This is a genomic window from Streptosporangium sp. NPDC051023 (assembly GCF_040689595.1).
GTDB lineage: Bacteria > Actinomycetota > Actinomycetes > Streptosporangiales > Streptosporangiaceae > Streptosporangium.
Window position 1 is genome coordinate 62,166 of sequence record NZ_JBFBCE010000019.1, and the last position, 24,310, is coordinate 86,475.

Genomic DNA, 24,310 nt, shown 5'->3' on the forward strand with positions numbered 1-24,310 from the left:
TCGCGTGGGTCTCTCCTCGTATGTCAGGGTGGTCGGTGTTGGTCACCGGGCGTGGGGATAACTTCACGGCCTGAACGGTCGGCAGATCTCCGCCGTTTACACGGCGAACTCACCCGAGAACCCTCAGCCAGGATGACCCACTTAACACCAGCCTCCTAGAGGCAGGAGCCGGGGACGGATGTGCTGGACATGCGGCCCTCGACGATGCGCCGCAGGAAGCCGCGGAACTGCGTCTGCTCGGCCGGGGTGAGGTCGGCGAGGAGATCGTCCTCGGTGGCCGTGACGGTGTGGAAGGAGTCGGCCAGGGCGCGATGACCGGCGTCGGTCATGGTGACGACGCGGGCGCGGCGGTCCTTGGGGTCGGGATGCCGTTCGATGAGCCGCTTGCCTTCGAGGCGGTCGAGGACGGGAATCAGGGTGCTCTTGTCGAGGCCGGCCTTGGCCGCGATGGCGAGCTGGGTGGGGACCCCGGCGTCGATGACGTTGAGGACGACATGCTCGCGGACCCCGAGGCCGAGCTCGGCCAGGCGCTGCTCCTGGGTCTCCCTGGTGACATGGGCGACGATCGACAGCAACAGGCTGAGGTTCTCGTGCGGTGGGCGCGACGACATATCCCTCCCTTCACCCTGACAGGTTGACGTGAGATGTTCTCAGTCTAGACGATTTTGACGGTGCCAGACGATTTGGCGTCCGTCGGCGGCGAGTCGCCCGGTTCGATGTAGCGGTCACGCGCGGAGGCCAGCCCCGCGAGCAGTTGCGGCACGAGCAGGGCCAGGAGGACGGCCACGGTGGGGGTCCACGAGCCGGTGACCTCGCGCAGGATGCCCACGGCGAGCGGGCCGAGCCCGGCGATGACGTATCCGAAGGACTGGACCATGGTCGACAGGTCTGTGGCGCCGTCGCTGGTGCGGGTGCGTAGAGCGATCATGGCGAGGCCCAGGGGGAAGGCCGCCCCCATGCCCAGGCCGATCAGGACAGCCCACAGATAGGGCGCCGCGGTGGGGGCGATCAGCAGCCCGGTCAGTCCGGCCGCGGTCAGCGTGGTGAGCGCGGCCACCCACCACCGCTGGTCCCGGCGTCGGCTCGCGACCGCGGGCAGGACGAGTGTCACCGGAGTGGCCACGACGGTGGCGATCGAGAGCAGTCCTCCGGCGGTGGACAGGCTCAGGCCATGGGCGGTGTAGATCGACGGCAGCCAGGCGAGGACGGTGTGATAGGTCAGCGAGAGCAGCCCCATGAAGAGGGTGAACTTCCAGGCCAGGCCGTTGCGCAACAGCGATGACACGCCTCCGCCCGCGGTTCTGGGGCCGGATCGAGTCCCCGGTCGGGCATGGCGGGCCTGCGGCAGCCATACGATCAGCGCGAGGACGGTGGGGACGATCCAGACTCCGAGCGCTCCGCGCCAGTCCAGTCCAATGGCCGCACCGAGGGGAACGGTCGTGCCCGCGGCCAGGGACGCGGCTGCCGACAGCGAGGTGGTGTAAAGGCCGGTCATCAGCCCGATTCTGTGCGGGAAGTCTCGCTTGACCAGGGCCGGGAGCAGCACGTTGGCGATCGCGATCCCGCAGCTCAGGATGATCGTCCCGATGAACAGCAGTGTCTGCGACCCCACCAGCCTTATCGCGGCACCGGCGATGAGGAGCAGCAGGGCGACGAGCAGCGTGCGTTCGATGCCGGTACGGCGGGCCAGGAGGGGCGCCAGCGGGGCGCCGAGTCCGAAGACGATCACGGGCAGGGCGTTGAGCAGACCGGCGCCGGTGGCCGAGAGGCCCAGCCCGGCGTGGAGCTGGTCCAGCACGGTCGCCACGCTCGCGAGGGCGGGGCGCAGGTTCGCGGCGATCAGCACGATCCCGCCGCCCAGCAGGATCATGGAGCCGGAAGCTCGCAGGCTTCGAGGGGGCACTGGAGACTCCTTGTCTTTCCGGTTGTCATTCCGGGAATGACGGAAGGTGACCCCGCCCCCGTGGTGGGCGGGCGCGGGGTCGTCGGGTGGGACTATCGTGATCAGGCGAAGAACTCGGTGAGCAGCCGGATGACCGTTTCCGGCTGCTCCTCCGGCAGGTAGTGGCCGCTGTCCTTGACCTCGACCACCTGCACGTCGGTCCCCTTGCCCGGCAGTACCGAGGCGAGGTAGGGGTGGTTGCTGTGGTCGCCGCCCAGCGCGAGGATCGGCACGGTCAGCGGCCCGTATCCCTTCTCGTCCTCGATGTCCCGCATGAACGCCTGGTACCAGGCGTTGCCCGCCCGGATCGCGTCCTGGCTGGAGTAGGCCCGAGCGTAGATCTCACGGTCGCGTTCGCCGATCGAGGCCGCGTCCAGGAGCAGGTAGTCGAAGAGTGTGTCGATCAGCTCCCGTTCGCGACCGGCGAGCAACTTCTCGGGCAGCCCGCGGACCTGATTGACGGCGAACCACCACAGATAGGCGCGGGAGCCGGCCAGGAAGTCGCCGTCGACGTGCTGGTCGGACTGCGGTAGCAGGGTCAGTCCGTACAGCGTCTCGTCGGGATGGTGCACATCCAGCAGGGCGATCTTCTCGACGACGTCGGGGTGGTTGGCGGCGAGGGACTGGGCGACCATGGCCCCGATGTCGTGCCCGGCCACGTAGACCTTCTCGTCCCCGAGGTGCCGCACCAGCTCCCGGATGTCGCGGGCCATGGTCTTCTTGTCGTATCCGGTCTCGGGCTTGGCCGAGCCGCCCATTCCCCGCAGGTCCACGGCGACCACCCGGTAGTGGCGCGCGAGCTCGGGCATGATCTTGTGGAACTGCCACCAGGTCTGCGGCCATCCGCCAAGCAGCACCAGCGTGGCGCCGTGCCCGCCCACCACATGGTGCAGGCGGACCCCGTTGACCTCCGCGTACCGGCTGGAGAAGTCGCCCTCCAGCGAGGCGGCCAGGGCGGCGTCGGACAGGTGTTCCAGCATGATGTCCCAATCTTCTTAAGGGAGAATTTCTTGATTGAGAACATATGTCCTCAAATGTTCTCAAGTCAAATTAAATGAGATGAGAACATTGGCGGAGGAGTGCGCGAGGCGCTCGCGGGGGTGGCGAGAGCCCGGTGAGGCTACGCGAGGTCATGACCTGGGCGGATGGCACAGCCGATGAGCGGGGGCCGGTCTCCCTACCGCCGGGGTCGAGTCCGCCGAGCTGGCAGAAGAGCTCGGCGTCGAGGGTGAGGCGGCGCGGCGGACACTCGGCTCCCTGCTCGCCAAGGGGCTGGCGCGGGCCGTACCAGGGGAGCCGGACAGGTTCACCGCCGTCGCGCCCGACGTGGCGCTCGTGGCGCGGCTGCATCGGCCTCACCACGTCGGGCAGCCCGCTCGACTCCGACCACCTAGAGGTCCAGGGGCGGGCCGTCGGTCGCTCCTGCCCCGCTTGAACCGTTTGGAACGGGCGGGTGAGGTGCCGCAGGGCCGGAGGCGGCCAGGGCTGTCAGGTCCGCGCACCGCGCGGGAGTTCTACCGGTTCCGGCCATCCGGCAGGCCGGACAGGCCGGGCGCGGACAGATGGAGGACCTCGTATCGCTCGGTTGTCTCCTCCTCCCGCGGGACGGCGTCCTGCCACAGGACGAACCGCAGCAACCGCCAGTGGTAGGGGTCGACGGCCAGTGCGGCGGTGTGGACGCCCCCGTGCCGGGCCAGGGCGTGAAGCTCCTCGACCTCCTCGCCGATCCGCGTCGTCAGGCCCAGGCCGGTGGTGTCCGGGTCGGCCGGAAGCGGGGTGAGACGGCGGGAGGCGGCTCTGGGGGCCGCGGCGCGGGCCGGGCCGGCCACGGCGGCCACGCCGGTCCAGTGATGGGCGGCGGGACGGCCGAAGTCGCGGATGATGCCCTGGAATCCGCCGCCGCCGACCAGGAAGCGGGCCATCGCGCCGGTTTCGTGCCACAGGTAGAAAGGGCTGTACTGGTTGACCGGTGAGCCGTCGACGCCGCGTTCGCGGATGGTGTAGGCCTTCAGGCCCAGACCGGCGCGGTCGTCGAGCATGTGGCCGAAGTCGGCCACGCGCTTACGGATGATCCGCATGTCGTAGTCGGCGGGCAGGGTGATCTCGTACTGGCTGGCGTACACGGTTGCGCCGTCCTTCCGGTCGTGCTCGTCAGACGGCCGGGTGCCCGGCGTCGGCGGCGTGCCCCGCGAGCAGCCCGAGGAGCCCGGTGAGGGCCTGGTCGAACGGCTCGGCCGAACCGGCCGCGCGCGCCAGCACGTAGCCGCCCTGGAGCGTCGCGACGAGGGTGGCGGCCGTGGTGACCGGGTCGAGGCCGTCGTCCAGCTCGCCGCGTGCGCGCCCCTCCGCCAGAATCTCGGCGAGACGGCGGCGCAGCCAGGCGAAGGTCTCCTCGACCGGCCGGCGCAGCACCGGGTCGGCCATGACGTCCGGATCCTGGGTGAGCCTGCCGATCGGGCAGCCCCTGAGGACGTCGCGTTCGCGCAGCAGATAGGCGGTGATCCGCTCGACGGCCGTGCCCGGGGCGGTGAACTGCGTCTCGGCCTTGGCGCGCATCTCCTCCGCGGTGCGCTGGATCGCGGCGAGGGCGAGGCCGGGCTTGCCGCTGAAGTGGTGGTACATGCTTCCCTGTCCGGCGCCGGCCCGCTCCTGGATGGCCTTGGGGCTGGTGCCGACGTAACCGCGTTCCCACAGGAGTTCACGAGTGCTCTCGATGAGGTGCTCCGACGTGCTCATGCGATGAGTGTACATACTAGTAGGTACAGAAGTTCCCAGGGTGTCCCGTCGTCAACGACGGAACGGCCCGTCATCTGCTCAGCGGCCGTAGTCCTTCAGGGTGATGGCGCTCGCGGTCTTCCTGACGCCCTTGGCGATCAGGCCCTTCCACGGCACGTAGGGCAGGAGCTTGTAGTTCTGGTTCATGAACCAGGCCACGAACCGGTTGTCGGGCACCATCCACTTGCCCACTCCCTCGCCTGACTTCTGGCATCCGGTGGCGTAGTCCCGCATGGCCTCCTCGTATCGGGCGAAGCCCGTACGGTGGTCGCCACCCGCCGCCGCCAGCTCCCCGGCCAGGACGTAGGCGCCGACCATGGCCAGCCCGGTGCCCATGCCCGACAGCGGCGAGGCGCAGCAGGCGGCGTCCCCGAGCAGTGCGACCCGGCCTCGTGACCAGCTGTCCAGGTGGACCTGGCTGATGGAGTCGAAGTAGAAGTCCGGCGCCTCCCACATGGCCTCCATCAGCCGGGGGGTCTCCCAGCCGTTCCCGGCGAACGCCTCCGCGAGGAGCTTCTTCTGCTGCCCGATGTCGCGGCGGTCGTAGTCCAGCGGCGGCGAGCCGAAGTAGAACATGGCCTTGGCCTCGGTGTTGTTCCTGGCGCTGTAGACGCCGACGACCTTGCCGGGGGTGTTGTACAGATGCCCCGTGTGGTCGAGCCCGAGGTGGTTGGCGGTGGTGAAGATCGCGCAGTACAGGCCCATCTCCTTCACGAACCCCGACTCGGGGCCGAACGTGAGCGCCCTGACGTTGGAGTGCAGCCCGTCGGCCCCCACGACCAGGTCGAACCTGCGCGGCGCCCCCCGCTCGAAGGTGACCCGCACGCCGTCCTCCTCCTCGGTGATGGAGGTGATGGAGTCGTCGAAGACATACTCGACGTGCTCCTCGGTCGCCTCGTGGAGGATGCGGGCCAGATCGCCGCGCAGGATCTCGACGTCCCCGCTGAAAATGTCGGCGGGCATGCCGGCGATCTTCTTGCCCGCCTCGTTGACGTACGACATCGCACCCATGTTCGTCTGCTCGCGCTGGACGTCGGCCAGGATGCCCATCCGTTCGAGCACGGTGAGGTGCGCCTCGCCCCGGAAGTCGACCGCGTAGCCACCGTCGCGGAGGGCGGGCACCCGCTCGACCAGCGTGGGGGTGAAACCGTGGCGGTGCAGCCAGTAGGCCAGCGCCGGGCCCGCGATGCCGGCCCCCGAGATCAGGACGTTCTTGTTCTTGAGACGCGATGTGGTGTTCATGTCGACGAGCCTGCCCGAGGGCGCTCACCGCCCTCTCACCGCGTGCTCACCGCCTCGGGGGCGCACGGTGTGAGCCTTCCGCCACCTCCCGCGCGGCGGGTGCCGCCGGTCACGGGCCCGCGGGGCGGGCGGGGAGGAGGCCGGGAGCGAGGGAGGACGACGGGTGGGGGAGCGGGGGAGAAGACCGGGAGGAACAGGGGAGAGCGGGAGGGCTCAGGGGCGGCCGATGATGCCGTAGTCGGCGATGGCGCTGATCGGTGACTCCTGGATGACGTGCTCCGGCACACCGGCCAGGCGGAGCGCGTCCTCCGGGGACAACCGGACGCCCCGGCGGTGCGCGGCGGCGTAGTGCGCGTCGCCCAGGGTCGCCCGGGCGGCGGCGGCCGTACGGGAGACGCCGAGGTCGTCCTCGACGAGCACGCCCCGCAGCGTGGTGGCCGCGCCGAGCAGCAGGGCCGCCGTCCCGGCATCGCCCTCCAGCAGCGTGATCCCCGCCAGGGCCTCGACCGCGCGGACGCTCTCGGTGATCGCTCCCATGGTCACCGTGACCTCGACGGCCCGCCGGTACAGGGACCTGGCCTCCTCCAGGTCGCCGGACGTTTCGGCGATCTTGCCGAGCCCGAAGAGGGCGCCCGTCCGGCCTCCCGCAGTCCTCACCCAGTGCGCCTCGAACCGCTCCAGCGCCTGCTCGTACAGCAGCCTGGCCCCGTCCAGGTCACCCTCGAGGCGCGCGATGTCACCGAGACCGCGCATCGCGGCGGCCAGGTAGGTGAGACTGCCCGCGCGGCGCGCGAGCTCCGCCGCCCTCTCGTAGTCGGCCCGAGCCCGGGCCAGAGCGGTACCCGCGGGATCGTCGCGGGCGGGCCCAGCTTGGGAGGGCGGGGCCTTGGGCGGCACCGCCTGGGCGGTGCGGACGTGGTAGTCGGCCCGGTTGCAGAGCAGGTCGAGAAGGTCCTCGGTCGCGCCGAGCTCCTCGGTGAGGGCGAGGGCCTCGTCGGTCAGCAGGATCGCCTTCTCCGGGTCGCCGCACATGGCGGCCAGACCGGCGAGCGCGTCCAGGGTCAGCGCCGTCCCCCAGCGCTCGCCCAGCGTCCTGAAGGCGCCGACGGCCGAGGCGAACTCGTGCTCGGCCAGCGCGGGCTCTCCGCCCGCGAGCTGAGGGTAGCCCCACAGCAGGTGGACGACCGCCCTCTCCCACGGGTCGGACGAGGCCCGCCCTCTGGCGATCACCGAGAGCGCGACTCCCGGGTCCCCGGCACCGGCGTTGATCATCGGCCAGAGGAAGGTGACGACCGGGTAGCGGTGCGGCTGGTCCGGGTCCGCGACGATCGACTCGGCCGTGAGCCGGTGGCGCTCCCACGCCTCCTGGCCGATGTCGCTCGCCGCCGCGGCCAGGGCGCACAGGACATATTCGTCCCCGAGTCCCGGGGGCGGTGTCCCGCCGATCAGGTCCAGGAGCGCGACCGCCTGTGCCGTCGCCGCGGTACGCATGCCGCGCATCCAGAAATATGACGACAACGAGGCGAGCAGCCCGAGGGCCGTCTTGACCTCCCCCGCCTCGACGGCCCCGCGCAGCGCCGCCTGGAGGTTTTCGTGCTCCCCGGCGAGGAGGCGCAGCCACCGGAGCTGCTCCGCGCGCCGCAGATGGGAGTCGGCCGAGCGCGCCAGCTCCAGGAAGTGGCCGGCGTGCGCCTGCCGCAGGCTCTCCGTCTCCCCGGCGGCGGCCAGTTGCTCCACGCAGTAGGCGTGGATGGTGTCGAGCATGCGGTAGCGCCCGCCGCCGACCTCGACCAGAGACTTGTCGACGAGCGCGTCCAGCACGTCCTCGGCGTCGGGAACCGCGCAGACCCGCGCAGCCGCCTCCGCGGTCGCCCCACCGGAGAAGACCGTCATGCGCCTGGCCATCACCTGCTCGGCCTCCGACAGCAGGTCCCAGCTCCACGCCACGACCGCGCGCAGCGTCTGGTGCCTCGCCTCCGCCGTACGGCTGCCGCGAGACAGCAGCCGGAACCGGTCATCGAGGCGGGCGGCGAGCTCGGGGGCGTCGTGGGTGCGCATCCGTGCCGCGGCCAGCTCGATGGCCAGCGGCAGGCCGTCGAGCGCCTGGCAGATGTGTCGTACGGCCTCTGCGTCCCCATCGTCCATGACGAGGCCGGGCCGTACGGCCAGGGCCCGGTCGGCGAAGAGTCGTGCGGCGGAGGACGGGGCGAGCGGGCGGACCGGCCACAGGTTCTCGCCGGTGATGCCCAGCGGCTCCCGGCTCGTAGCCAGGACCCGCAGCCCGGGGCAGCCCGCGAGCAGTCGTTCGGTCAGTGCCGCGGCGTCCTCGACGAGGTGCTCGCAGTTGTCGAGGACGAGCAGCAGCGACGACCGGTCGGCCAGCGCCGCGATCAGCCGCGCGGTGGGCGTCGCCTCGGTGGGCGCGGCCATGAGCCCGCTCTCGCGGAGGCCGAGCGCGCCCAGCAGCGTCTGCGGTAGCCCCCGTCCGTCGCGCAGCGGAGCCAGCTCGACGAAGCAGACGTCCGGCATGCGGCTCGCGATCTCGATCGAGAGACGGGTCTTGCCCGCGCCCCCGGGACCGAGCAGGGTGACCAGGCGCGCGCTGCCGAGCAGCTCGGTGACCCTGGCCAGATCCTCGGTGCGGCCGACGAAGCTGGTCAGCTGCGCGGGTGGCGCCGACGGCTCGAAGGGACGCTCTCCCAGGAGCAGCTCCCGGTGGAGGGCGGCGAGCTCGGCCGAAGGGTCCGCGCCGAGCTCCTCTGCCAGGAGCCGCCTGATCTCCTCGAAGGCGGCCAGGGCCTCCGCCTGCCTGCCGCCCGCCCGCAGGGCGCGCATGAGCAGGCCGCGTTGCCTCTCCCGCAGGGGGTGATGGGCGACCAGCTCCTGCAGCTCGGGCACGACGGCCCGATGCTCCCCCAGTCTGAGATCCGCCTCGATCCGGTCCTCGAGGGCGCCGAGCCTGCGCTCCTCGAGACGCAGGATCAGCGCCTGCGCCGACCCGGCCTCCGCGGCGTCGGCCAACGCCGGTCCCCGCCACAGGCCGAGGGCCTCGCGCAGGAGCGCGGCGGCTCGTTCCGGGGCCCCACTCCGCAGGGCCTGCCGCCCCTCGTCGGACAGCCGCTCGAAGCGGCGGGCGTCGACGCTTTCGGGCTCGACGGCGATCAGGTAGCCCCCCGAGGCGGCCTCGATCGCCGCCTCTCCCTTCAGGATCTGGCGGAGCCGGGAAACCTGTGATTGCAGGGCGTGCGCCGCGCCGTCCCGCGCGCCGTAGAGGTCGTCGACCAGGCGGTCGGCGGTCACCGTCTTCCCGGGCTCGGCGAGCAACAGGGTCAGCAGCGCCCGCCTGGCCGGTCCGCCGAGGGACACCTCGCTCAGGTCGTCGCGCCAGACCCGCGTGGTGCCCAGGATCCCGAATCGCACGGGACGATTCTCTCCCCTTTCCCGCGATCCCGTGTCTCCCGCGAGACTGCGGTTTCAGACCGGTCCTCCGGCACCGCCCGCTCCTCGCCGTGGCCTTCCGCCGTTTCCTGTGACCTCCAGGGTTCCATCAGGTCACCTGGGCAGGCCCAGGGTGCGCTCGGCGATGATGTTGCGCTGGATCTCGCTCGACCCGGCGTAGATGGTGTCCGCGCGACTGAACAGGTAGAGCCGCTGCAGGTCGTTCAGGTCGTACGGCGGGCCGTCCGCCAGGAGTCCCTCTCTGCCCTGCACCGCCTGGGCGAGCTCGCCCAGGCGCCGGTGCCACTCCGACCAGTAGAGCTTGCCGATCGACGCCTCGGGCCCCGGCTCGCCCGCGGACAGCGAGGTCATCGTGCGCAGCGCGTTCAGCCGCATGATCTGCAGTTCGAGCCATGACTGGATCAGCCGGTCGCGCAGCACCGGGTCGTCCGCGGCCCCGGTCCGCTTGGCGGCCTCCACTACCTTGGCGAACTCCCGCTGGAAGCCGATCTGCTGGCCGAGGGTCGAGGCACCGCGCTCGTAGCCGAGGGTGGCCATGGCGACCCGCCAGCCCTCGCCGGGGGCGCCCAGGATGTTGGCGGCGGCGGTACGGGCGCCGTCGAAGAAGACCTCGTTGAACTCACTGGTCCCGGTCATCTGGACGATGGGCCTGACCTCGACTCCCTGCTGGTCCATCGGGACCAGCAGGTAGGACAGGCCCCGGTGCCGTTGCGAGCCGGGCTCGGTCCTGGCGACCACGAAGCACCAGTCGGACACGTGGGCCAGCGAGGTCCACACCTTCTGGCCGGTGATCACCCACTCGTCGCCGTCGAGCACGGCCCTGGTCTGCACCCCGGCCAGGTCGGAGCCCGCGTTCGGCTCCGAGTACCCCTGGCACCAGAGTTCCTCGCCCCGCCGGATGGGCGGCAGAAAGCGCCGCTTCTGTTCCTCGGTGCCGTACTCGAGGATGGTCGGCCCGATCAGGCCCTCGCCGATGTGCCCGACCCTGGCCGGGGCCTGCGCGAGGGCGTACTCCTCGTGGAAGGCGACCTGCTCCTCCAGGGTCGCGTCGCGCCCGCCGTACTCCCTCGGCCAGCCGAGGCAGGTCCATCCGGCCTCGCCGAGCCGTCGCTCCCAGGCCAGGCGCACCTCGTGGCCCTCGTGCTCGCGCCCGGGGCCGCCCAGACCGCGGGCGTGTGAGAACTCGCCGTCCAGGTGCTCCCTGAGCCAGGAGCGGATCTCTTCGCGTAGCGTCGTCATGACGGGAACCCTCCGTAGCCGCCACGGAAGAACGACGGCGGGCCGTTCGGCCGTGGACCCCGGAATGATTGCAGCCGTCTGACCGCTCACGCCTGGTCTGTCCCGATGGGTGGAAGGCCGTGGCCCGATCGGCTCTCGGCCGTACGGCCCGCGCCCGCGACGACGGCGGGCGGGCTCTCGGTGATCCGAGGTGGAGACGCGTCCTGGCGGGCGTGGGGGACCCGCCAGGACGCGCTCCTTCCCGGCACGGCGGCGCGAGGACCCCGGCGAGGGTTGGGGTCCTCGAACCGGCTACTCGCGCCGGGAGCCGGTGAGGGGAGAGACGTGGCCCCGTGGGGCGTTCCTCTCCCCGAAGGGGGTGCCGCCGGAGATCGGCCCGCGGTGGTGCCGGGAGATGAGGCGTGCCGCCCCGGCCGGGTCGTCGGCCGGATGACAGGCCCCACGGCCCTTCTCATTCCAGACAAAAAGCCCGTTTCTGCACCACACGGTCAGATCTATCAGTACCGAAAGCACGGACATGCCGTTCCCGTTGCTCTGGTAGGTGTGGGTGAATCCGTGGCGATGCAACGCGTAGCGCAGTAAACGCGTTGCCTCGCGGGGATCGCGCCAGGGCACGTACAGCGCACCCGTGCGGATCGACAGCACCGGCATCCACCCCCTCGCCGACCTTTCGATGGATTTGTACCAACGATTGGATGATGCGGGTATCGAGAGGTTGGGTCAAGAGGCTGTTCCCCGGTAAAACCAGATCGTCTAGTTTTGTTGGCACAAAGGGGACTAAATGGCGCGGTCAACGCTGTATCAGTTGGTGGCCTCCGAACTTCGGAGGACCATCTACTCCGGTGCGCTCCGACCGGGTGATCAGCTGCCGACCGAAGTCGAACTTATGGCCGCCCACCAGGTGAGCCGTAACACCGTCCGGCTCGCTCTCGGTGAGCTGGTCAACGAGGGTCTGATCACCCGCACCCCGCGCAGGGGCACCGTGGTCAGGGAGCGCCGCCCGCTGCTCATCCACCCCCAGCGGGAGCTCCAGCCCCAGCCCGAGGAGACCAGGGAGGCCTTCGCCTGGGCGGTCTCCCAGGAGGGCCGGGTGCCGAGCCAGAACATCGAGGTCTCGATCGTGCAGCCCGCCGAGGAGATCGCCAGCAGGCTGGAGCTGGCCGACGACGAGTTCGCCGTGGTCCGCCGCAGGCTGCGGTTCGTCGACGGCCAGCCGTACAACACCAACGACTCCTACTTCCCGCTGTCCCTGGTCGCCGACTCCGAGATCGCTCGCCCCGGCGACATCACGCGCGGTGCCAACAAGGTGCTGGCCGAGCTGGGCCATCCCCAGGTCCGCATGGTGGACGACATCTGGGCCAGGATGCCTAACAGCTCCGAGACCGACCGCCTCCAGCTCCAGTCGGGCACGCCGGTCGTCGTCTACGTCCGGGTCGGCTACGACGAGAGCGACACCCCGGTCCGTGTCGCCGTCTCCGTGCTCCCCGCGGACAAGCACCTGATCAGGTACGAGCTGGAAAGCCGTTGACGTTTCCGTGACCGCCCTGCCGGGCCGGCCCCCTTCACGTCCGCGTCGCGGGCGTCTGCTGGGCCGCGCTCGCAGGCCGGATAGGCGCGGGCCTTTCTCCCCGCCCCCCTCAGACCCCTAGGCATTCGCCTGGGCCGGCATGGATGCCGTGCGCCGTTGCACGGTTACTCTCCGTGTCATTTCACACACCCTGTGCAACGAAGGGATCAATCATGCACTCGAACACCGCCAGCCCCGTCACCGCGCGTCCGCTCATGCTGCGCTCCGCGACCGCCGACGACCTCCAGGAAGTGCTCGCGCTCCTCGCGGAGACCGCGGACTGGCTGAACGGCAGAGGCGTACGGCAGTGGCCCGCGGGTGGCTTCCCCGCCGAGCGGATCGCCCCGCTGATCGAGATGGGTGACATGTACCTGCTGACCGGACGGGAGGGCGTCGTGGCCACCATCGCCCTCGATGGCCACGCCGACCCCGAGTTCTGGGGCGCGCGGGACCTGCCGGGCTCCGCCCTCTACGTGCACAAACTGTCCGTTGCGCGTGGCCAGTCCGGTCTCGGTCTCGGCCAGGCGCTGCTCGACTGGGCGGGCCTGCGCGTGCTGGCGATGGGAAGGCGCTGGCTCAGGCTTGACTGCTCCAAGGACAACGCGAGACTTCAGGACTACTATCGGGGACAGCGTTTCACCCACCTGCGCACGGTCGACCTGCCGCACCGCGCTTCCGGGGCGTTGTTCCAGCGGGCCGGAGGGCTGCGCGGCGGCGCCTTCGGGACCGCGCTGCCGTTCGTCGACCGGCGTGATCTGTCGGCGGAGCGCGGCGGGCCGCTCTCCGGACGCGATGGGAGGCGGGCCGAGCGTCACGGTTCACCCGTGGGCAGCCGCGAGTCCTCCGTGGCCGAACATGTCTGAACCACGGCGATCCCAGGACAAAGTCATCCGATAGCCTCACCCCATGACCGGATCCTTGCTTGAGGTGATCGCGCTCGACGTGCGTGACGCCGTCGCGGCTGAAGAGGGCGGTGCCGACCGCCTTGAGATCGTCGCCGACATGGCGTCCGACGGGCTCACCCCGGCGGCGGAGACGGTCGCGGCGATCTCCAAGGAGTGCGCGCTGCCGCAGATGGTGATGTTGCGGGGCGAGGCCTCGTTCCTGGCCGGGCCCGAGTCGCTCGAGAGCCTTCGGCGTGACGCCAAGGCCCTCGCGGAGGCGGGCGCGGCCGGGTTCGTGTTCGGCTTCCTCGATCGGGCGGGGGCGGTCGACCTCGCCGCGACCGAGGCGCTCATCCACGCCGTCGCCCCGCTGCCCTGGACCTTCCACCGGGCGGTCGACCACGCGGCCGACATCCAGGCGGGGTGGCGGGCTGTACGGCTGCTGCCCAACCTCGCGACCGTGCTCACCTCGGGCGCGCCGGGCGGCGTCGCGGACGGCCTGCGGGTGCTCAAGACCCGGTGCGAGGCGGGAGACGGCCCACTGATCATGGCGGGTGGCGGGCTCAAACCCGGGCATGTCCCGGCGCTGCTGGAGTACGGCGTGCGTGCCTTCCACATCGGCAGCGCCGTACGGGCCTCGTGGTCGGAGCCGGTCGAGGCCCGCAGGGTCCGCGAGTGGCGCGCCCTGATCGACTGACGTCCCCGGGGGCGTCGCCGCCCTCCCGTCGCTCCAAGGTCCCGGGAGCGGTACCGGCCACGGCCGCCGCCGCTCCCGGGGCCGAGCGGGCCGGGTGGGTGCGGCTCAGGCATCCCCTGGGTCCCTGAGATCCCCAAGGTCCCCAAGAGCGAGGTCGGCGCGGCGCAGGGCCGTGACCAGCGTCCTGATCGTGGCGGGCTCGTCCATCACGCCGTTCTCGCCGGGACGCCCCTCCTGCCACGCGCGGACCCGGTTGAGATACCTGCTCCGGTTGGCCAGGTGGAAGCCGTGGACCGCGAGATAACGGCTGACCAGATGCGAGGGGTGCATGTCCCATCCCTGGTAGAAGCCGTTGTTCAGGGAGTGCCTGATCAGGGTCATGTGGCGCTGCCACAGCCCCTGCACGGCGTACCTGTCGTCGGACTCGGGAGAGGCGGCCAGCGAGCCGTCGGACAGCTCGACCCCGGTTCCGGCGAACACCGTCTGCATGACGTGCCTGGCGTGGTCGCAGGCGGGATGGTCGAGCCGCTGCTGCTCCGGCGGCAGACCGCAGCTCGCGGTGTAGTCGAAGACGCCGAAGTGCGCGGCGGCCAGCCTGCCGCCCAGCCAGGGGACCAGGTCCGTGTCGAGGAACCTGACCGTCTGGGGGCCTCGACCTGCATCTCGAACCTGAGCGTGCCCTCCTCGAGGCCGAGCCCTCCCTCGAGTGCCTTCAGGCAGTCGGCGAACTGCCCGAGATAGGCCCGCATCAGCACTTTCGGGAAAGTGGCCACGAATCCGGGGGGCAGCTGCCCGGCGCGCTCGACCACCCCGGTCAGGAAAACGTCCAGCGTCCTGACGCTCCGGCCGGGGTCGCCGTCGGCGAACGACTTCACCCGCAGGCCCCACCGGCGCGGGAGCGTCCCGTCGACGTGCATGGTCGCGACCGCCTCCGCGGCTCGTACGGCGTGCTCGTCCTCCTCCTCGCCGGGGCGGAAGCCGTAGCCGTCCTCGAAGTCGATCCGCAGGTCCTCGACGGGCTCTGCGTCGAGCTTCGCCGTGACCCTCTCGTGGAGGGCCTTCGAGATCGGCGAGAAGGTGTCGGAGGACCGGTTCACCTCTTTGACCCGCACGTACCTCCTGAGCATGTCCAGTGCCGTGCCGCCCCAGGCGGTGATCGTCGTCGCGTCGAAGCGGTCGGCCGGGACGTAGACGGTGTGCACCGGCTGCCATCCCGGCTCCGTCTGCGGGTATCTCGCCATCTGCTCGCGGCGCGTCTCCTCGAAGCCGGGGATCAGGGCGAGCGGATCGGCGAGCGTGACGCGCATGGTGTGCTCCCTGGAACGTGGCGGGACGTGTCGGCACGACCGCACGCGGACGTGCCGCAGCACCGCACCCTAGTACCGGCTCAGCCCGCGGTATCGGCTCAACCCCCGATGTCGGCTCAGCTCGCGGTCACCGCGGCGAGGTAGTCCCACAGACCGCTCTCCTCGCCGTGGTAGCCGACGTAGCCGTCGGGGCGGATGAGCACGAGTCCCATGCCGTAGTGCTCGCCGAGCATGCCGCCGACGTCGGCCAGGCCGCCTGTGCCGCCCGTGCCGCCCGCGCTGCCCTCCGGGACCACGAGGTGGGCGCGCACCGCGGGGCCGTACTTCGTGTTGACCTCCTCGACCAGCTCCGCGTCCGCCGTATCGAGGGCCAGCAGGGTGAGGTGCGGGCCGCGCAGGACGTCGAAGAGGCGGCCCTCGCCGAGCGTCGCGTCGGGGGCTCGCTCGCCGCCGCGCTCGCCGACGGCCAGCGAGCCGTCCCGGTAGCCGAGCAGGAGTTGCTGCGTCTCCTCATCCCTGGCGTGGGCCCCCTCCTCGCCTCGTCTGGCCCTGCCGTACAGGGCGGTGCTGATGCCGAGCACGTCCGCGGCCACCGGCAGCCGTTCCTCCTCGTAGGTGTCCAGCAGTCTCTCCGGGGCGCCGCGGAGGACGGCCGCGAGCTTCCAGCCGAGGTTGTACGCGTCCTGCACGCCGGTGTTGAGCCCTTGGCCGCCCGCGGGGGAGTGGACGTGGGCGGCGTCTCCCGCGAGAAAGACACGGCCGACGCGGAAACGCTCAGCCATGCGGATGTTCACCCGGTAGAGCGACGTCCAGGCGACGTCGGTGAGCCGGATGTCCGTGCGCCCCGACCCCTCCTCCAGGATCCGCTGGAACGACTCGGGGGACAGGTCGGGATCCTCCTCGCCGGTGTACGGCGCGGTGAACTGGAACACGTCGGTGCCGGGGAGCGGGCACAGCGCGACGCGCATCGTCCTGCTCGCCATGTCGGCCCAGGTGTGCCAGTGCCCATGGTCCAGGTCGGGGGTCCTGACGTCACCGAGGATCATGCGCTCCGTCTCGAACGTCTCGCCCTCGAAACCGACGCCGAGCCGCTTGCGCACCGTGCTCCGCCCGCCGTCCGCGCCGACCAGGTAGGCGCACCGCACCCGCTCCTCGCCGTTGAGCGTGACCGTCACCCCGTCCTCGTCCTGCTCGAAGGCGGTCACCTCGGTGCCCGGCTCGACGTGGTGGCCGAACCTGGCGAGCCGGTCGCGCAGTATCCGCTCGGTGCGCCACTGCGGCTGCATGAGCACCATCGGGTACGGCACGGCGGCCTCAGGCTCCCTGGGCTCGTGCATCCGGCCCTCCCAGACCACCTGGTCGCCCGCGTAGGCGCGGATCGGCGGGTACACCTGCCCCGTGGCGAGGATCTCGCCGATGACGCCCAGATCGTCGAAGACCTCAAGGGTGCGCGGCTGCAGGCCCTTGCCACGTGATCCCGTGGGGTTCCCGCCGGACTTCTCCACGATCCTGAAGGCGATCCCGCGCCTGGCCAGGTCGACGGCGAGCGTGAGCCCGGTCGGCCCCGCGCCGGCGATGAGCACCTGGGTTTCGTTCATGACTGCCTCCTCGGTGGTTACCGGGACGACCGTCCACGACCACGCTGCCAGAAGGCTGCCAGGGCACTGTCAGATCGCCACGGCGGCGTCGCCGCGCCGCGTGGCAGGGGCGGCCAGGTCGTCAGGGCAGCGGCCCAGAGCGGCTCAGGGCCGGCCCAGGGCGGGTCAGGGCAGATGCGACGGCGTCACCGGCCGCAGGCGTCGAGCATGGCGGCGAGACCGAGGAGCTTGACCCGCTCGCCACGACCCAGCGTCCTGGCCAGGGCGGCCTCCGCGGCCTCTATGGACAGCCAGTGGTCGTAGGTGACGGGGGAGACGCCCCGCGAGGCGAGGAGGGCGTCCAGGTCGTCGTGCGGCACCGGCTCGCGGCCCGCGAGGTCGGACAGCAGAGTGCGGACCGTCTCCGCGGCGTCGGACTTGTTGGTGCCGATCACACCGGTCGGGCCGCGCTTGAGCCAACCGGCCACGTACTCGCGGTCGCGGACTCGGCCCGCCTCGTTCGGCACGGTCGAGGTCGCCTCGGAGAACGGGACGCCGGGCAGCGGGACGCTCCGGTAGCCGACCGAGCGCAGGACCATGCCGACGGGGAGGGTCTCGAACTCACCGGTCCCCTCGACCCGGCCTTCGACCAGCCGGGTCCGTTCGAGCCTGAGTGCCTCGACCCGGTCCTCGCCGAGGATCTCGACGGGACGCATCCAGAACCGGACGTCCAGCCGCCGGGGGCGGCCCGCCGGGGTGCGGGCCGCCCAGCTCTGCAGCACCTCGACGTTCCCCCTGGTCTGCCGCGACGCCCCCGTCAGATCCGCGACGGACTCCTCTGGCCGCACGCACACGTCGGCGTTCGCCAGCTCGCCCAGCTCCCGCAGCTCCTTCAGGGTGAACTTGGCGTGCTCGGGGCCCCGGCGGCCGATCATGTGGATGGCCTTCACCTGGCTGGCCGCGAGGCGGGCCAGCACCTCCTCCGGCACGTCCGTCGTGCGCAGCTCCTGCGCGTCCTTGGCCAGGACACGCACCACGTCGACCGCGACGTTGCCGACGCCGACCACCGCGACCTCGGGGCTTTCGAGGGTGAAACGGTCCGCGGGCACGTCGGGATGGCCGCAGTACCAGTTCACGAAGTCGGTGGCCGCCACGCTCCCCGGCAGGTCCTCGCCGGGGATGCCCATCCGCCGGTCGACCATCGCGCCGGTGCAGTAGACCACGGCGTCATAGCAGCCGAGGAGGTCGGTGACCCCGACGTCCCTGCCCAGCTCGACGCCGCCGAGGAAGCGGACGCCTGGCAGCTCGAGCACCCGGCGCAGGTAGCCCGCGATCGACTTGATCGACGTGTGGTCGGGGGCGACGCCGTACCGCACCAGGCCGTACGGCGTGGGCAGCCGTTCCAACACGTCCACCTCGACGGCGCCGGGAGCCTGTTTCATCAGGGCCTCCGCCGTGTAGACGCCTGCGGGTCCCGATCCGACGATCGCGACTTTCAGTGACACGTCGCCCTCCTGTGTCTGTCCGGTCCGGCGTGCACGGGCCGCTCGAACCAATTCGACCCTGTCGTCTCACGGGGGGCAATGCGGCTCGGCGAACTTCTGCGGGCTTCTGCGGGTTCCGGGGCGGTCATCCCGGCAGGCCCGGCCGTACGGCGACGGCCGGGGACTGCTGGGGACCGCCGAGGACCGCCGGTTCACACGCCGGGCATGACGCCCTGCGCGCGCAGCCGGTCGAAGAACCCGCGCAGACCAGGATTGGCGGCCAGGGCCGCCGCGACCGCCTCCCGGGACCTGGAGGGCCTGCCCGCGCGGGCCAGCACGATGGCCGACCACATGAGGGGCTCGGCGTTGCCCGGCAGGAGCCCCGAGGCCCGATCAAGGGCGGCCAAGGCCTCTTCGACCTCGCCGTCGGCCGGTGCCCGATCGCCGCTGACCATGCCGGGGGTGAAGATGACGCCGATGTCGGCGTAGGCGCGGTGCAGGTCGGTGAGTCGGTGCAACTCGCCCACCGGGTCGGGGTGGTCGTCGACACGCAGGTCCACGACCACCCCGGCGACCGGCACCTCGCTCCGCTCGGCGCCGACGACGTGCAGGCTGGCCGACTGCCGTCCCCTGGCGTCCCCGCCGTGCCGCTCACCGGCACGCAGGGCGGCGAGCAGGCGGGCGGCGAGGTCTCCCCGTGCGCCGAGGAACGCCTCGGCCATGACGTGCGGGACTCCGGGGGCGGCCAGCATGTTGCCCTGCGCGGAGACGCCGGGACCGGTCACCTGCTCGGCCTCCGCGTAGCAGTGTCGTCCGGTGTGCGCGGCGACCGCGCCGGTCGCGTCGACCAGCGCCACCTGACGCTGGTGGTGGTCGGGGTCGGCCGTGAGCAGCCGGCCCAGGGCTTCTCGCGGGGAGTGTCCCGCGGCGAGCAGGCCGAGCCCGCGCGGGCCGTATCCCGGCTCGACGAAGGCCTGGGTCGCGACCGCTCCGACCCCCGCCAGGGCCCACGGTGCCAGCCGTCCGACACCGAGGAAGTGGGAGGCGACGGCGACGCCGAGCTGTCCGGTGCGCTCGTCGCGGGCGACGATGGAGTAGGTCATCGCCTATCTCCCACCGGTTCGAGCATCGGGATGACGTCCACGGCCAGGCGCTCGGCCATCAGCTCGATCGGCAGGCCGGGGGGAAAGGCCAGCGCGACCGCATCGGCTCCCGCCTCGGCCAGCTCGGCGATCCTGCGGGCGCAGTCGCCAGGCGTGCCCACGACGGCCAGCTGGTCGATCCACTCGTCGGGGATGTGGGGGATCGCCGCCTCGATGCCGAGGGCGGCGAGTCTCTCCGCCTCGTCGGCGATGCCCTGCACCTCCGTCATCGGGTTGCGGGGGCCGCTGAGCAGGTAGAGCCCGAACAGCTCGCGCAGCGCGGCCCTGGCGGCCTCGGGGTCGTCGTCGATCGCGCACAGCGCGTAGACCACCACGCGGTGCCCGGCGTCCGCCCCCGCCTCGGTCAGTCGTTCTCTGGCCCAGCGCACGTACTGCGGGCCCGCCAGAGCCGACAGTACGGTGCCGTCGGCCTCGGCCGCGGCCAGCCGCAGCGCCTTGGGGCCGCCGACCCCCGCGTACAGCGGCGGCGGGGACGCCGGGGGGTGTTCGAGCGTGATCGCACGTGCGGTGAACGAGGCGAACTCGCCGTCGAGCGGGTCACCCCGCAGCAGGGTGCGCAGCCCGCGCAGGGTGTCGCGGATCGCGCCGAGGGGCGAGCGGGGACGCAGCTCCATCGCGTCCAGCCACTCGGGCACGCCCAGGCCGACGCCCGCGCGCAGCCGTCCCGGGTGCAGACCCGCCAGGGTGGCGATCTCCATCGCCGTCACACCCGGGTGCCGGGTGGTCGCGGGGACGATGCCGATGCCGACCGGCAGCCGGGTGACGGCCAGCAGGGTCGCGGCGGTGGAGAAGGCACCGGTGAAGAAATAGTCCTCGCCGAGCCAGAGCTCGTCGAGTCCGGCGAGCTCCGCGGCGGTGGCGGCGGTGAGGATGTCCCGCGGCGACTGCGAGCTGCCCAGCACGAGGCCGAGGGAGGGGCGGGAGGAGGTCACTCACGCCTCCCGCTCGGGCAGCGGCTGCCACGGCACCCAGCCGAGCCCGCGTTCCTCGGTGGTGTCGGTGAAGCTGGGGCGGGGCTCGTCCGCGGGGGGCAGGGGGCTGATGTGGGTGTGCCACATCCGCCACTGCGGCAGCCCCTCGCCGTTGTCGCGGTGGTAGATCTCGGTGGCGCGGATCAGCAGCGTGTTCTGCGTGCCGGGGTCGGGCGCGCCGTCGGCCAGCGCGATCTCGTCGATCCTTGCCTCGCAGGCCAGCCATGCGGTGTCGCCGCGCACCTCGAGGCGCATGATGCGCACGTCGGGCTTGCCGACGAAGTCCTCGGTCGCGCGGTAGTGCTCCCAGAGGGCGACCTTCTCCCGCATGTTGAAATACGGGTGGCCGTTGAAGTTGAACATCAGGTATTCCTCGCCGGGAGAGGGGAACACCTGCGTCATGCGGGGGATGACGTAGCCGATGTTGGACTCCCACCACTCTCGGTTCAGGCGCAGGATCTCGTCGATGTCCTCACCGGGGGCGGTGCGCCTGCGGTACTCGATGTCCGTCATGCCAGGTCCTCGTTTCCCTTGTCGTTTCCGTTGTCGTTTCTGCCGGTGAACTCGGTGCCGCCGACCAGCACACCGTCCTGGTAGACCGCCTCGACGCGGCCGGCCAGGGTGGCGAAGTCGAGCGGGTCTCCGCTCACTACGGAGAAGTCGGCCCGCATCCCGGGCCGCAGCGTGCCGATCTCGTGGTCGGCGCCGAGCAGTTCCGCGGCGGCCGAGGTCGCGCTGCGCAGCACCTGGGCCCGGTCGAGACCGGCCTGGGCGAGCGCCTCGAGCTCGTCGAGGTTGCCGCCGTGCGGGGAGAAACCGGAGTCGGAGCCCATCGCGATCCGCACCCCCGCCTCCATCGCGCGGCGCAGAGTGGTCTCGTGTACCGCGACCGCCTCCCGCGCCTGAACCAGGAGGCCGGGTTCCGCCGCCGCTCCCGCCTCGGCGACGGCCAGGAACGCCCGCGCCGCGGTGAGCGTCGGCACCAGGAAGGTGCCGTGCTCGGCCATCAGCGCGATGCCCTCCTCGTCGGCGAACACGCCGTGCTCGATCGAGGCGGCCCCGGCCCGCACGGCCGCGGTTATCGCGGCGGGGCCGTGCGCGTGCGCCATCACCCGCAGGCCTGCCGCGCCCGCCTCCTCGACCAGGGCGGTGAGCTCGTCCTGGCGGAGCTGGCAGTGCCTGGGGTCGTCACGCGGGGAGCTGATCCCGCCGGAGACCGCGACCTTGATGACGTCGGCGCCCGCTCTGACCAGCTCGCGCACCACCCGGCGCAGCCCGGTCGGCCCGTCGGCCACCGGATCCGGCATGCCCGGGTAGAGCGGGAACAGCCAGCGGGCCGCCGTTCCCGACAGCCGCCAGGGGTCGGCGTGGCCGCCGGTCGGAGAGATCATCGCGATCGCCGTGCGCACCCGGGGGCCACGGACCAGGCCGTCGGCGACCGCCATCGCGATTCCGGCGTCGGCGCCGCCCGCGTCGCGCACGGTGGTGATGCCGAGGTCCAGGGTCCTGGCGAGCGTACGGCCGGTCGCCAGGAAGCGGTGTGAGAGCGGGGTGTTCATGAGCCGATGTGCGTCCAGGTGCGGCAGTGCCACGTGGGTGTGACAGTCGATCAGGCCGGGGATGATGTCGCGCCCCGACACGTCCACCACGCGCGCGCCCTGGTCGGTGTGCCCGGCGGGCGCGACCCGCCCGCCGGTGATCACCAGGTCGCGGTGCGCCGGTGGCGCGCCGGTGCCGTCGTGGACGGCCGCGCCGCGATAGATCGTCGTCACTCGCTCCTCCTGAGGTGCTCGGTCAGCAGCGCCGCCAGCGCGGCGGGGGCCTCGTACATCGGCAGGTGGCCGACTCCCGGCATGATCTCCAGCCGTGCGCCGACGGCCTGGGCGAACCAGGCGGACTCCGGCGGCGGGCAGGTGCGGTCGAGCTCGCCCACGACGACCAGCGCGGGGCAGCGAACGCCGTCCGTCCGGGGCTCGGTGTCGGTGGCCGACGCCGCCCGCCAGATCGCGATGGTCGTCGCAGCGTCGTTGCGGCTGAGATCGGCGGTCACCGCCTCGGCGTGTTCGAGGGTGGCGACCGCCGTGGTGGTGTGGCGGCGCAGAGCGGCTTCGGGGCCGAGGGCGACGATGTCCTCGATCAGGCCGCCCTCTTCGGGGTCGGCGGGGCGGAAGGCACCGCCGACGGTGACGATCGAGGCCACCAGATCCGGCCGTCGCGCCGCCAGTTCGACGGCGACGGCCGCTCCCGCGGAGGCGCCGACCAGGTGTGCCCCGCGCACGCCGAGCGAGGTCAGCACGTGCGCGGAGTCCTCGGCCCAGGCCGCGACGTCGTAGCTCTCTGACCTGGCCGACTCGCCGTGGCCGCGCAGGTCGAGGGCGATCCAGCCGCGTCCGGCGGGCAGCCGTCCCGCCAGGGGGTGCCAGCAGCGGGCCGACAGGTTGGCCGGGTGCAGGAACAGGACCGGTGTCGTGCCCGGGGCCCCGGGGCGGAACAGGACGGACAGCGGGCCCGCCGCGGTTTCGACGGTTCGCCGTTCGACGTCGCCGAGGAGACTCTGGCTGGCCAGGATGGCCTCCTGCTCGTCCGCGGGGTCGTAGCGGCGGCAGGCGACCAGGTAGGCGGCGCCGGAGACGAGCAGTCCCACGGCGAAGGCGATGTCGGCGCCGCCCAGCGCCTGGACGGCCGGACCGGTGAACAGGCCGGTGGACATGAAGGGGATCATCGCGACGAAGCCGAGCAGGTAGGCGCCGAGTCCGGCGGCGCTCCACCGGCCGTAGACGCCGTTCAGGTCGAACAGCGCCGCTATCGCGTAGCGGCCGTGCCGTACCCAGTAGTAGTCGACGAGGTTCACGGCCGACCACGGCACCAGCAGGTACAGCACGATGGTGACGAAGTCGTTGAAGGTGCCGAGGTAGGCCGCGGGCATCGCCAGCGCGATCAGGTAGGCGCACACGCCGCCCGCCACGATGCCGATCACCCTGGCTCGCACCGACAGGCGGAGATGGTGGAAGCCCGTGGTGATGCTGACCCCGGACAGCATCGCCCCGTACAGGTTGACGCCCATCAGGGCGATGGCGCTGGGCACCAGGGTGACCACGATCGCGAGCGTGCCGAAACCGGGGAAGAGCCGGTCGCCGATGTCCTGCAGGTTCGGCAGCGCGTCGGCGACCGGCACGGAGGAGGCGATGAACGAGCCGAGCGCCATCAGCCAGATCGCCGAGGCGGCGGCGCCCAGGTAGGTCCAGCCGACGACGGATCTGGTGGGGGTCGAGGCGGGCAGGTAGCGCGAGTAGTCGGAGACGAAGACCGCGTACCCGAGCTGGTATCCGGCGGCGGCCACGAACTGGACCAGGAACGCGGCCGGGGTGTCGGTGTGCGCGACGGGCTGTGGGGCGAGGTTGGTGAGCGCGAGCACGGTCAGCACGGCGAAGACCGGGATCACCAGGTAGGACAGCCGGCGCAGCACCGCGTGCAGCAGGTCGTGGCCGACGACGGCCAGCAGGGCGGCCACCACGACGATGAGCGCCCCCCACAGCAGGGGCGGCCCGGAGAGCGCCAGCGAGACGGCCTGGCCGCCCAGCACGACGCCGAACACGCTGAGCCCGATGTAGAGGAAGATCGCGGCGAGCATCGGCAGGGCGGCGCCCCTGACGCCGAACTGCGCCCTGGACTGGACCATCTGCGGCAGGCCCATGGTGGGGCCCTGGTTGGCGTGGAAGGCCATGAGGAACGCCCCGGCCAGCGCTCCCAGCGTGCCGGCTGCGATCGACCAGCCCAGGGACAGTCCTTGAGCGGGGCCGACGAACCCGACGATGACCGTCGAGACCACGAGCTGGCCGGTGAACCAGAACGGTGCCTGGTGCCAGGCCCTGCCCCGGCGTTCGGAAGGGGGGACGTAGTCGATTGAGCGGACCTCGATTGCCCCGAGGAGCCGTGAGGCTGTGACGTCGCTGGTCAAGATGGCCTCCACCGAAGAGAGCCGAAGAACGGTGAGGGAAAACTA

Annotated in this window: 21 protein-coding genes; 3 read left to right on the forward strand and 18 right to left on the reverse strand. The window is 71.7% G+C overall.

The window, feature by feature from the left end:
* Nucleotides 1–155: 155 nt before the first annotated feature.
* From AB0395_RS15080 to AB0395_RS15120, 9 genes are all read right to left on the reverse strand, one after another.
* A complete protein-coding gene (locus AB0395_RS15080; RefSeq protein WP_366280878.1) occupies nucleotides 156–611 on the reverse strand; it encodes a MarR family transcriptional regulator in 456 nt (151 codons plus the stop codon).
* 44 nt (nucleotides 612–655) lie between these two features.
* Nucleotides 656–1,903, reverse strand: coding sequence for an MFS transporter (locus tag AB0395_RS15085; RefSeq protein ID WP_366280880.1), 1,248 nt, complete (start codon nucleotides 1,901–1,903; stop codon nucleotides 656–658).
* Between the two features lie 101 nt (nucleotides 1,904–2,004).
* Nucleotides 2,005–2,922: an alpha/beta hydrolase gene (locus tag AB0395_RS15090; protein WP_366280881.1), complete on the reverse strand. Its 918-nt coding sequence runs from the start codon at nucleotides 2,920–2,922 to the stop codon at nucleotides 2,005–2,007.
* Nucleotides 2,923–3,456: 534 nt separating this feature from the next.
* Nucleotides 3,457–4,065, reverse strand: a complete 609-nt coding sequence (locus AB0395_RS15095) for a DUF4865 family protein (protein WP_366280883.1) — start codon at nucleotides 4,063–4,065, stop codon at nucleotides 3,457–3,459.
* Nucleotides 4,066–4,093: 28 nt separating this feature from the next.
* Nucleotides 4,094–4,678, reverse strand: coding sequence for a TetR/AcrR family transcriptional regulator (locus tag AB0395_RS15100; RefSeq protein WP_366280884.1), 585 nt, complete (start codon nucleotides 4,676–4,678; stop codon nucleotides 4,094–4,096).
* Nucleotides 4,679–4,756: 78 nt separating this feature from the next.
* A complete protein-coding gene (locus tag AB0395_RS15105) occupies nucleotides 4,757–5,959 on the reverse strand; it encodes an FAD-dependent monooxygenase (RefSeq protein WP_366280886.1) in 1,203 nt (400 codons plus the stop codon).
* A gap of 213 nt (nucleotides 5,960–6,172) precedes the next feature.
* Entirely contained in the window at nucleotides 6,173–9,379 is a 3,207-nt protein-coding gene (locus tag AB0395_RS15110; protein WP_366280888.1) for a BTAD domain-containing putative transcriptional regulator, read from the reverse strand.
* Nucleotides 9,380–9,511: 132 nt separating this feature from the next.
* Entirely contained in the window at nucleotides 9,512–10,657 is a 1,146-nt protein-coding gene (locus AB0395_RS15115) for an acyl-CoA dehydrogenase family protein (RefSeq protein ID WP_366280889.1), read from the reverse strand.
* A gap of 291 nt (nucleotides 10,658–10,948) precedes the next feature.
* Nucleotides 10,949–11,308 carry a hypothetical protein gene (locus tag AB0395_RS15120; RefSeq protein WP_366280890.1) on the reverse strand — a complete coding sequence of 120 codons (360 nt, stop codon included), beginning with the start codon at nucleotides 11,306–11,308 and terminating at the stop codon, nucleotides 10,949–10,951.
* 130 nt (nucleotides 11,309–11,438) lie between these two features.
* On the opposite strand from AB0395_RS15120, the gene AB0395_RS15125 reads away from it, so the two are divergent.
* From AB0395_RS15125 to AB0395_RS15135, 3 genes are all read left to right on the forward strand, one after another.
* Nucleotides 11,439–12,185, forward strand: coding sequence for a GntR family transcriptional regulator (locus AB0395_RS15125; protein WP_366280892.1), 747 nt, complete (start codon nucleotides 11,439–11,441; stop codon nucleotides 12,183–12,185).
* Nucleotides 12,186–12,397: 212 nt separating this feature from the next.
* Nucleotides 12,398–13,087 carry a GNAT family N-acetyltransferase gene (locus AB0395_RS15130; RefSeq protein ID WP_366280893.1) on the forward strand — a complete coding sequence of 230 codons (690 nt, stop codon included), beginning with the start codon at nucleotides 12,398–12,400 and terminating at the stop codon, nucleotides 13,085–13,087.
* A 43-nt stretch (nucleotides 13,088–13,130) separates the two neighbouring features.
* Nucleotides 13,131–13,805, forward strand: coding sequence for a copper homeostasis protein CutC (locus AB0395_RS15135; RefSeq protein WP_366280895.1), 675 nt, complete (start codon nucleotides 13,131–13,133; stop codon nucleotides 13,803–13,805).
* 105 nt (nucleotides 13,806–13,910) lie between these two features.
* On the opposite strand, the gene AB0395_RS15140 is transcribed toward AB0395_RS15135, so the two are convergent.
* The 9 genes from AB0395_RS15140 to AB0395_RS15180 form a co-directional block, all read right to left on the reverse strand.
* Nucleotides 13,911–14,186, reverse strand: a complete 276-nt coding sequence (locus AB0395_RS15140; RefSeq protein WP_366280896.1) for a hypothetical protein — start codon at nucleotides 14,184–14,186, stop codon at nucleotides 13,911–13,913.
* Entirely contained in the window at nucleotides 14,183–15,112 is a 930-nt protein-coding gene (locus AB0395_RS15145; RefSeq protein WP_366280898.1) for a hypothetical protein, read from the reverse strand. The genes AB0395_RS15140 and AB0395_RS15145 overlap by 4 nt, the downstream gene beginning before the upstream one ends.
* A gap of 116 nt (nucleotides 15,113–15,228) precedes the next feature.
* Nucleotides 15,229–16,710: an FAD-dependent monooxygenase gene (locus tag AB0395_RS15150; RefSeq protein WP_366280900.1), complete on the reverse strand. Its 1,482-nt coding sequence runs from the start codon at nucleotides 16,708–16,710 to the stop codon at nucleotides 15,229–15,231.
* 185 nt (nucleotides 16,711–16,895) lie between these two features.
* Entirely contained in the window at nucleotides 16,896–18,194 is a 1,299-nt protein-coding gene (locus AB0395_RS15155) for an FAD-dependent oxidoreductase (protein WP_366280901.1), read from the reverse strand.
* A 191-nt stretch (nucleotides 18,195–18,385) separates the two neighbouring features.
* Nucleotides 18,386–19,276, reverse strand: coding sequence for a DUF1028 domain-containing protein (locus tag AB0395_RS15160; RefSeq protein ID WP_366280902.1), 891 nt, complete (start codon nucleotides 19,274–19,276; stop codon nucleotides 18,386–18,388).
* Nucleotides 19,273–20,268: an LLM class flavin-dependent oxidoreductase gene (locus tag AB0395_RS15165; protein ID WP_366280904.1), complete on the reverse strand. Its 996-nt coding sequence runs from the start codon at nucleotides 20,266–20,268 to the stop codon at nucleotides 19,273–19,275. Before AB0395_RS15165 ends, AB0395_RS15160 begins: the two co-directional genes overlap by 4 nt.
* On the reverse strand, nucleotides 20,269–20,820 hold the full coding sequence (locus tag AB0395_RS15170; protein WP_366280906.1) for a nuclear transport factor 2 family protein: 552 nt from the start codon (nucleotides 20,818–20,820) through the stop codon (nucleotides 20,269–20,271). It abuts the gene before it with no gap.
* Nucleotides 20,817–22,079: an amidohydrolase family protein gene (locus tag AB0395_RS15175; RefSeq protein ID WP_366280907.1), complete on the reverse strand. Its 1,263-nt coding sequence runs from the start codon at nucleotides 22,077–22,079 to the stop codon at nucleotides 20,817–20,819. The genes AB0395_RS15170 and AB0395_RS15175 overlap by 4 nt, the downstream gene beginning before the upstream one ends.
* Nucleotides 22,076–24,265 (reverse strand): alpha/beta fold hydrolase, encoded by a 2,190-nt coding sequence (locus AB0395_RS15180; RefSeq protein ID WP_366280908.1) that lies wholly within the window; start codon nucleotides 24,263–24,265, stop codon nucleotides 22,076–22,078. Before AB0395_RS15180 ends, AB0395_RS15175 begins: the two co-directional genes overlap by 4 nt.
* Nucleotides 24,266–24,310: the final 45 nt, after the last annotated feature.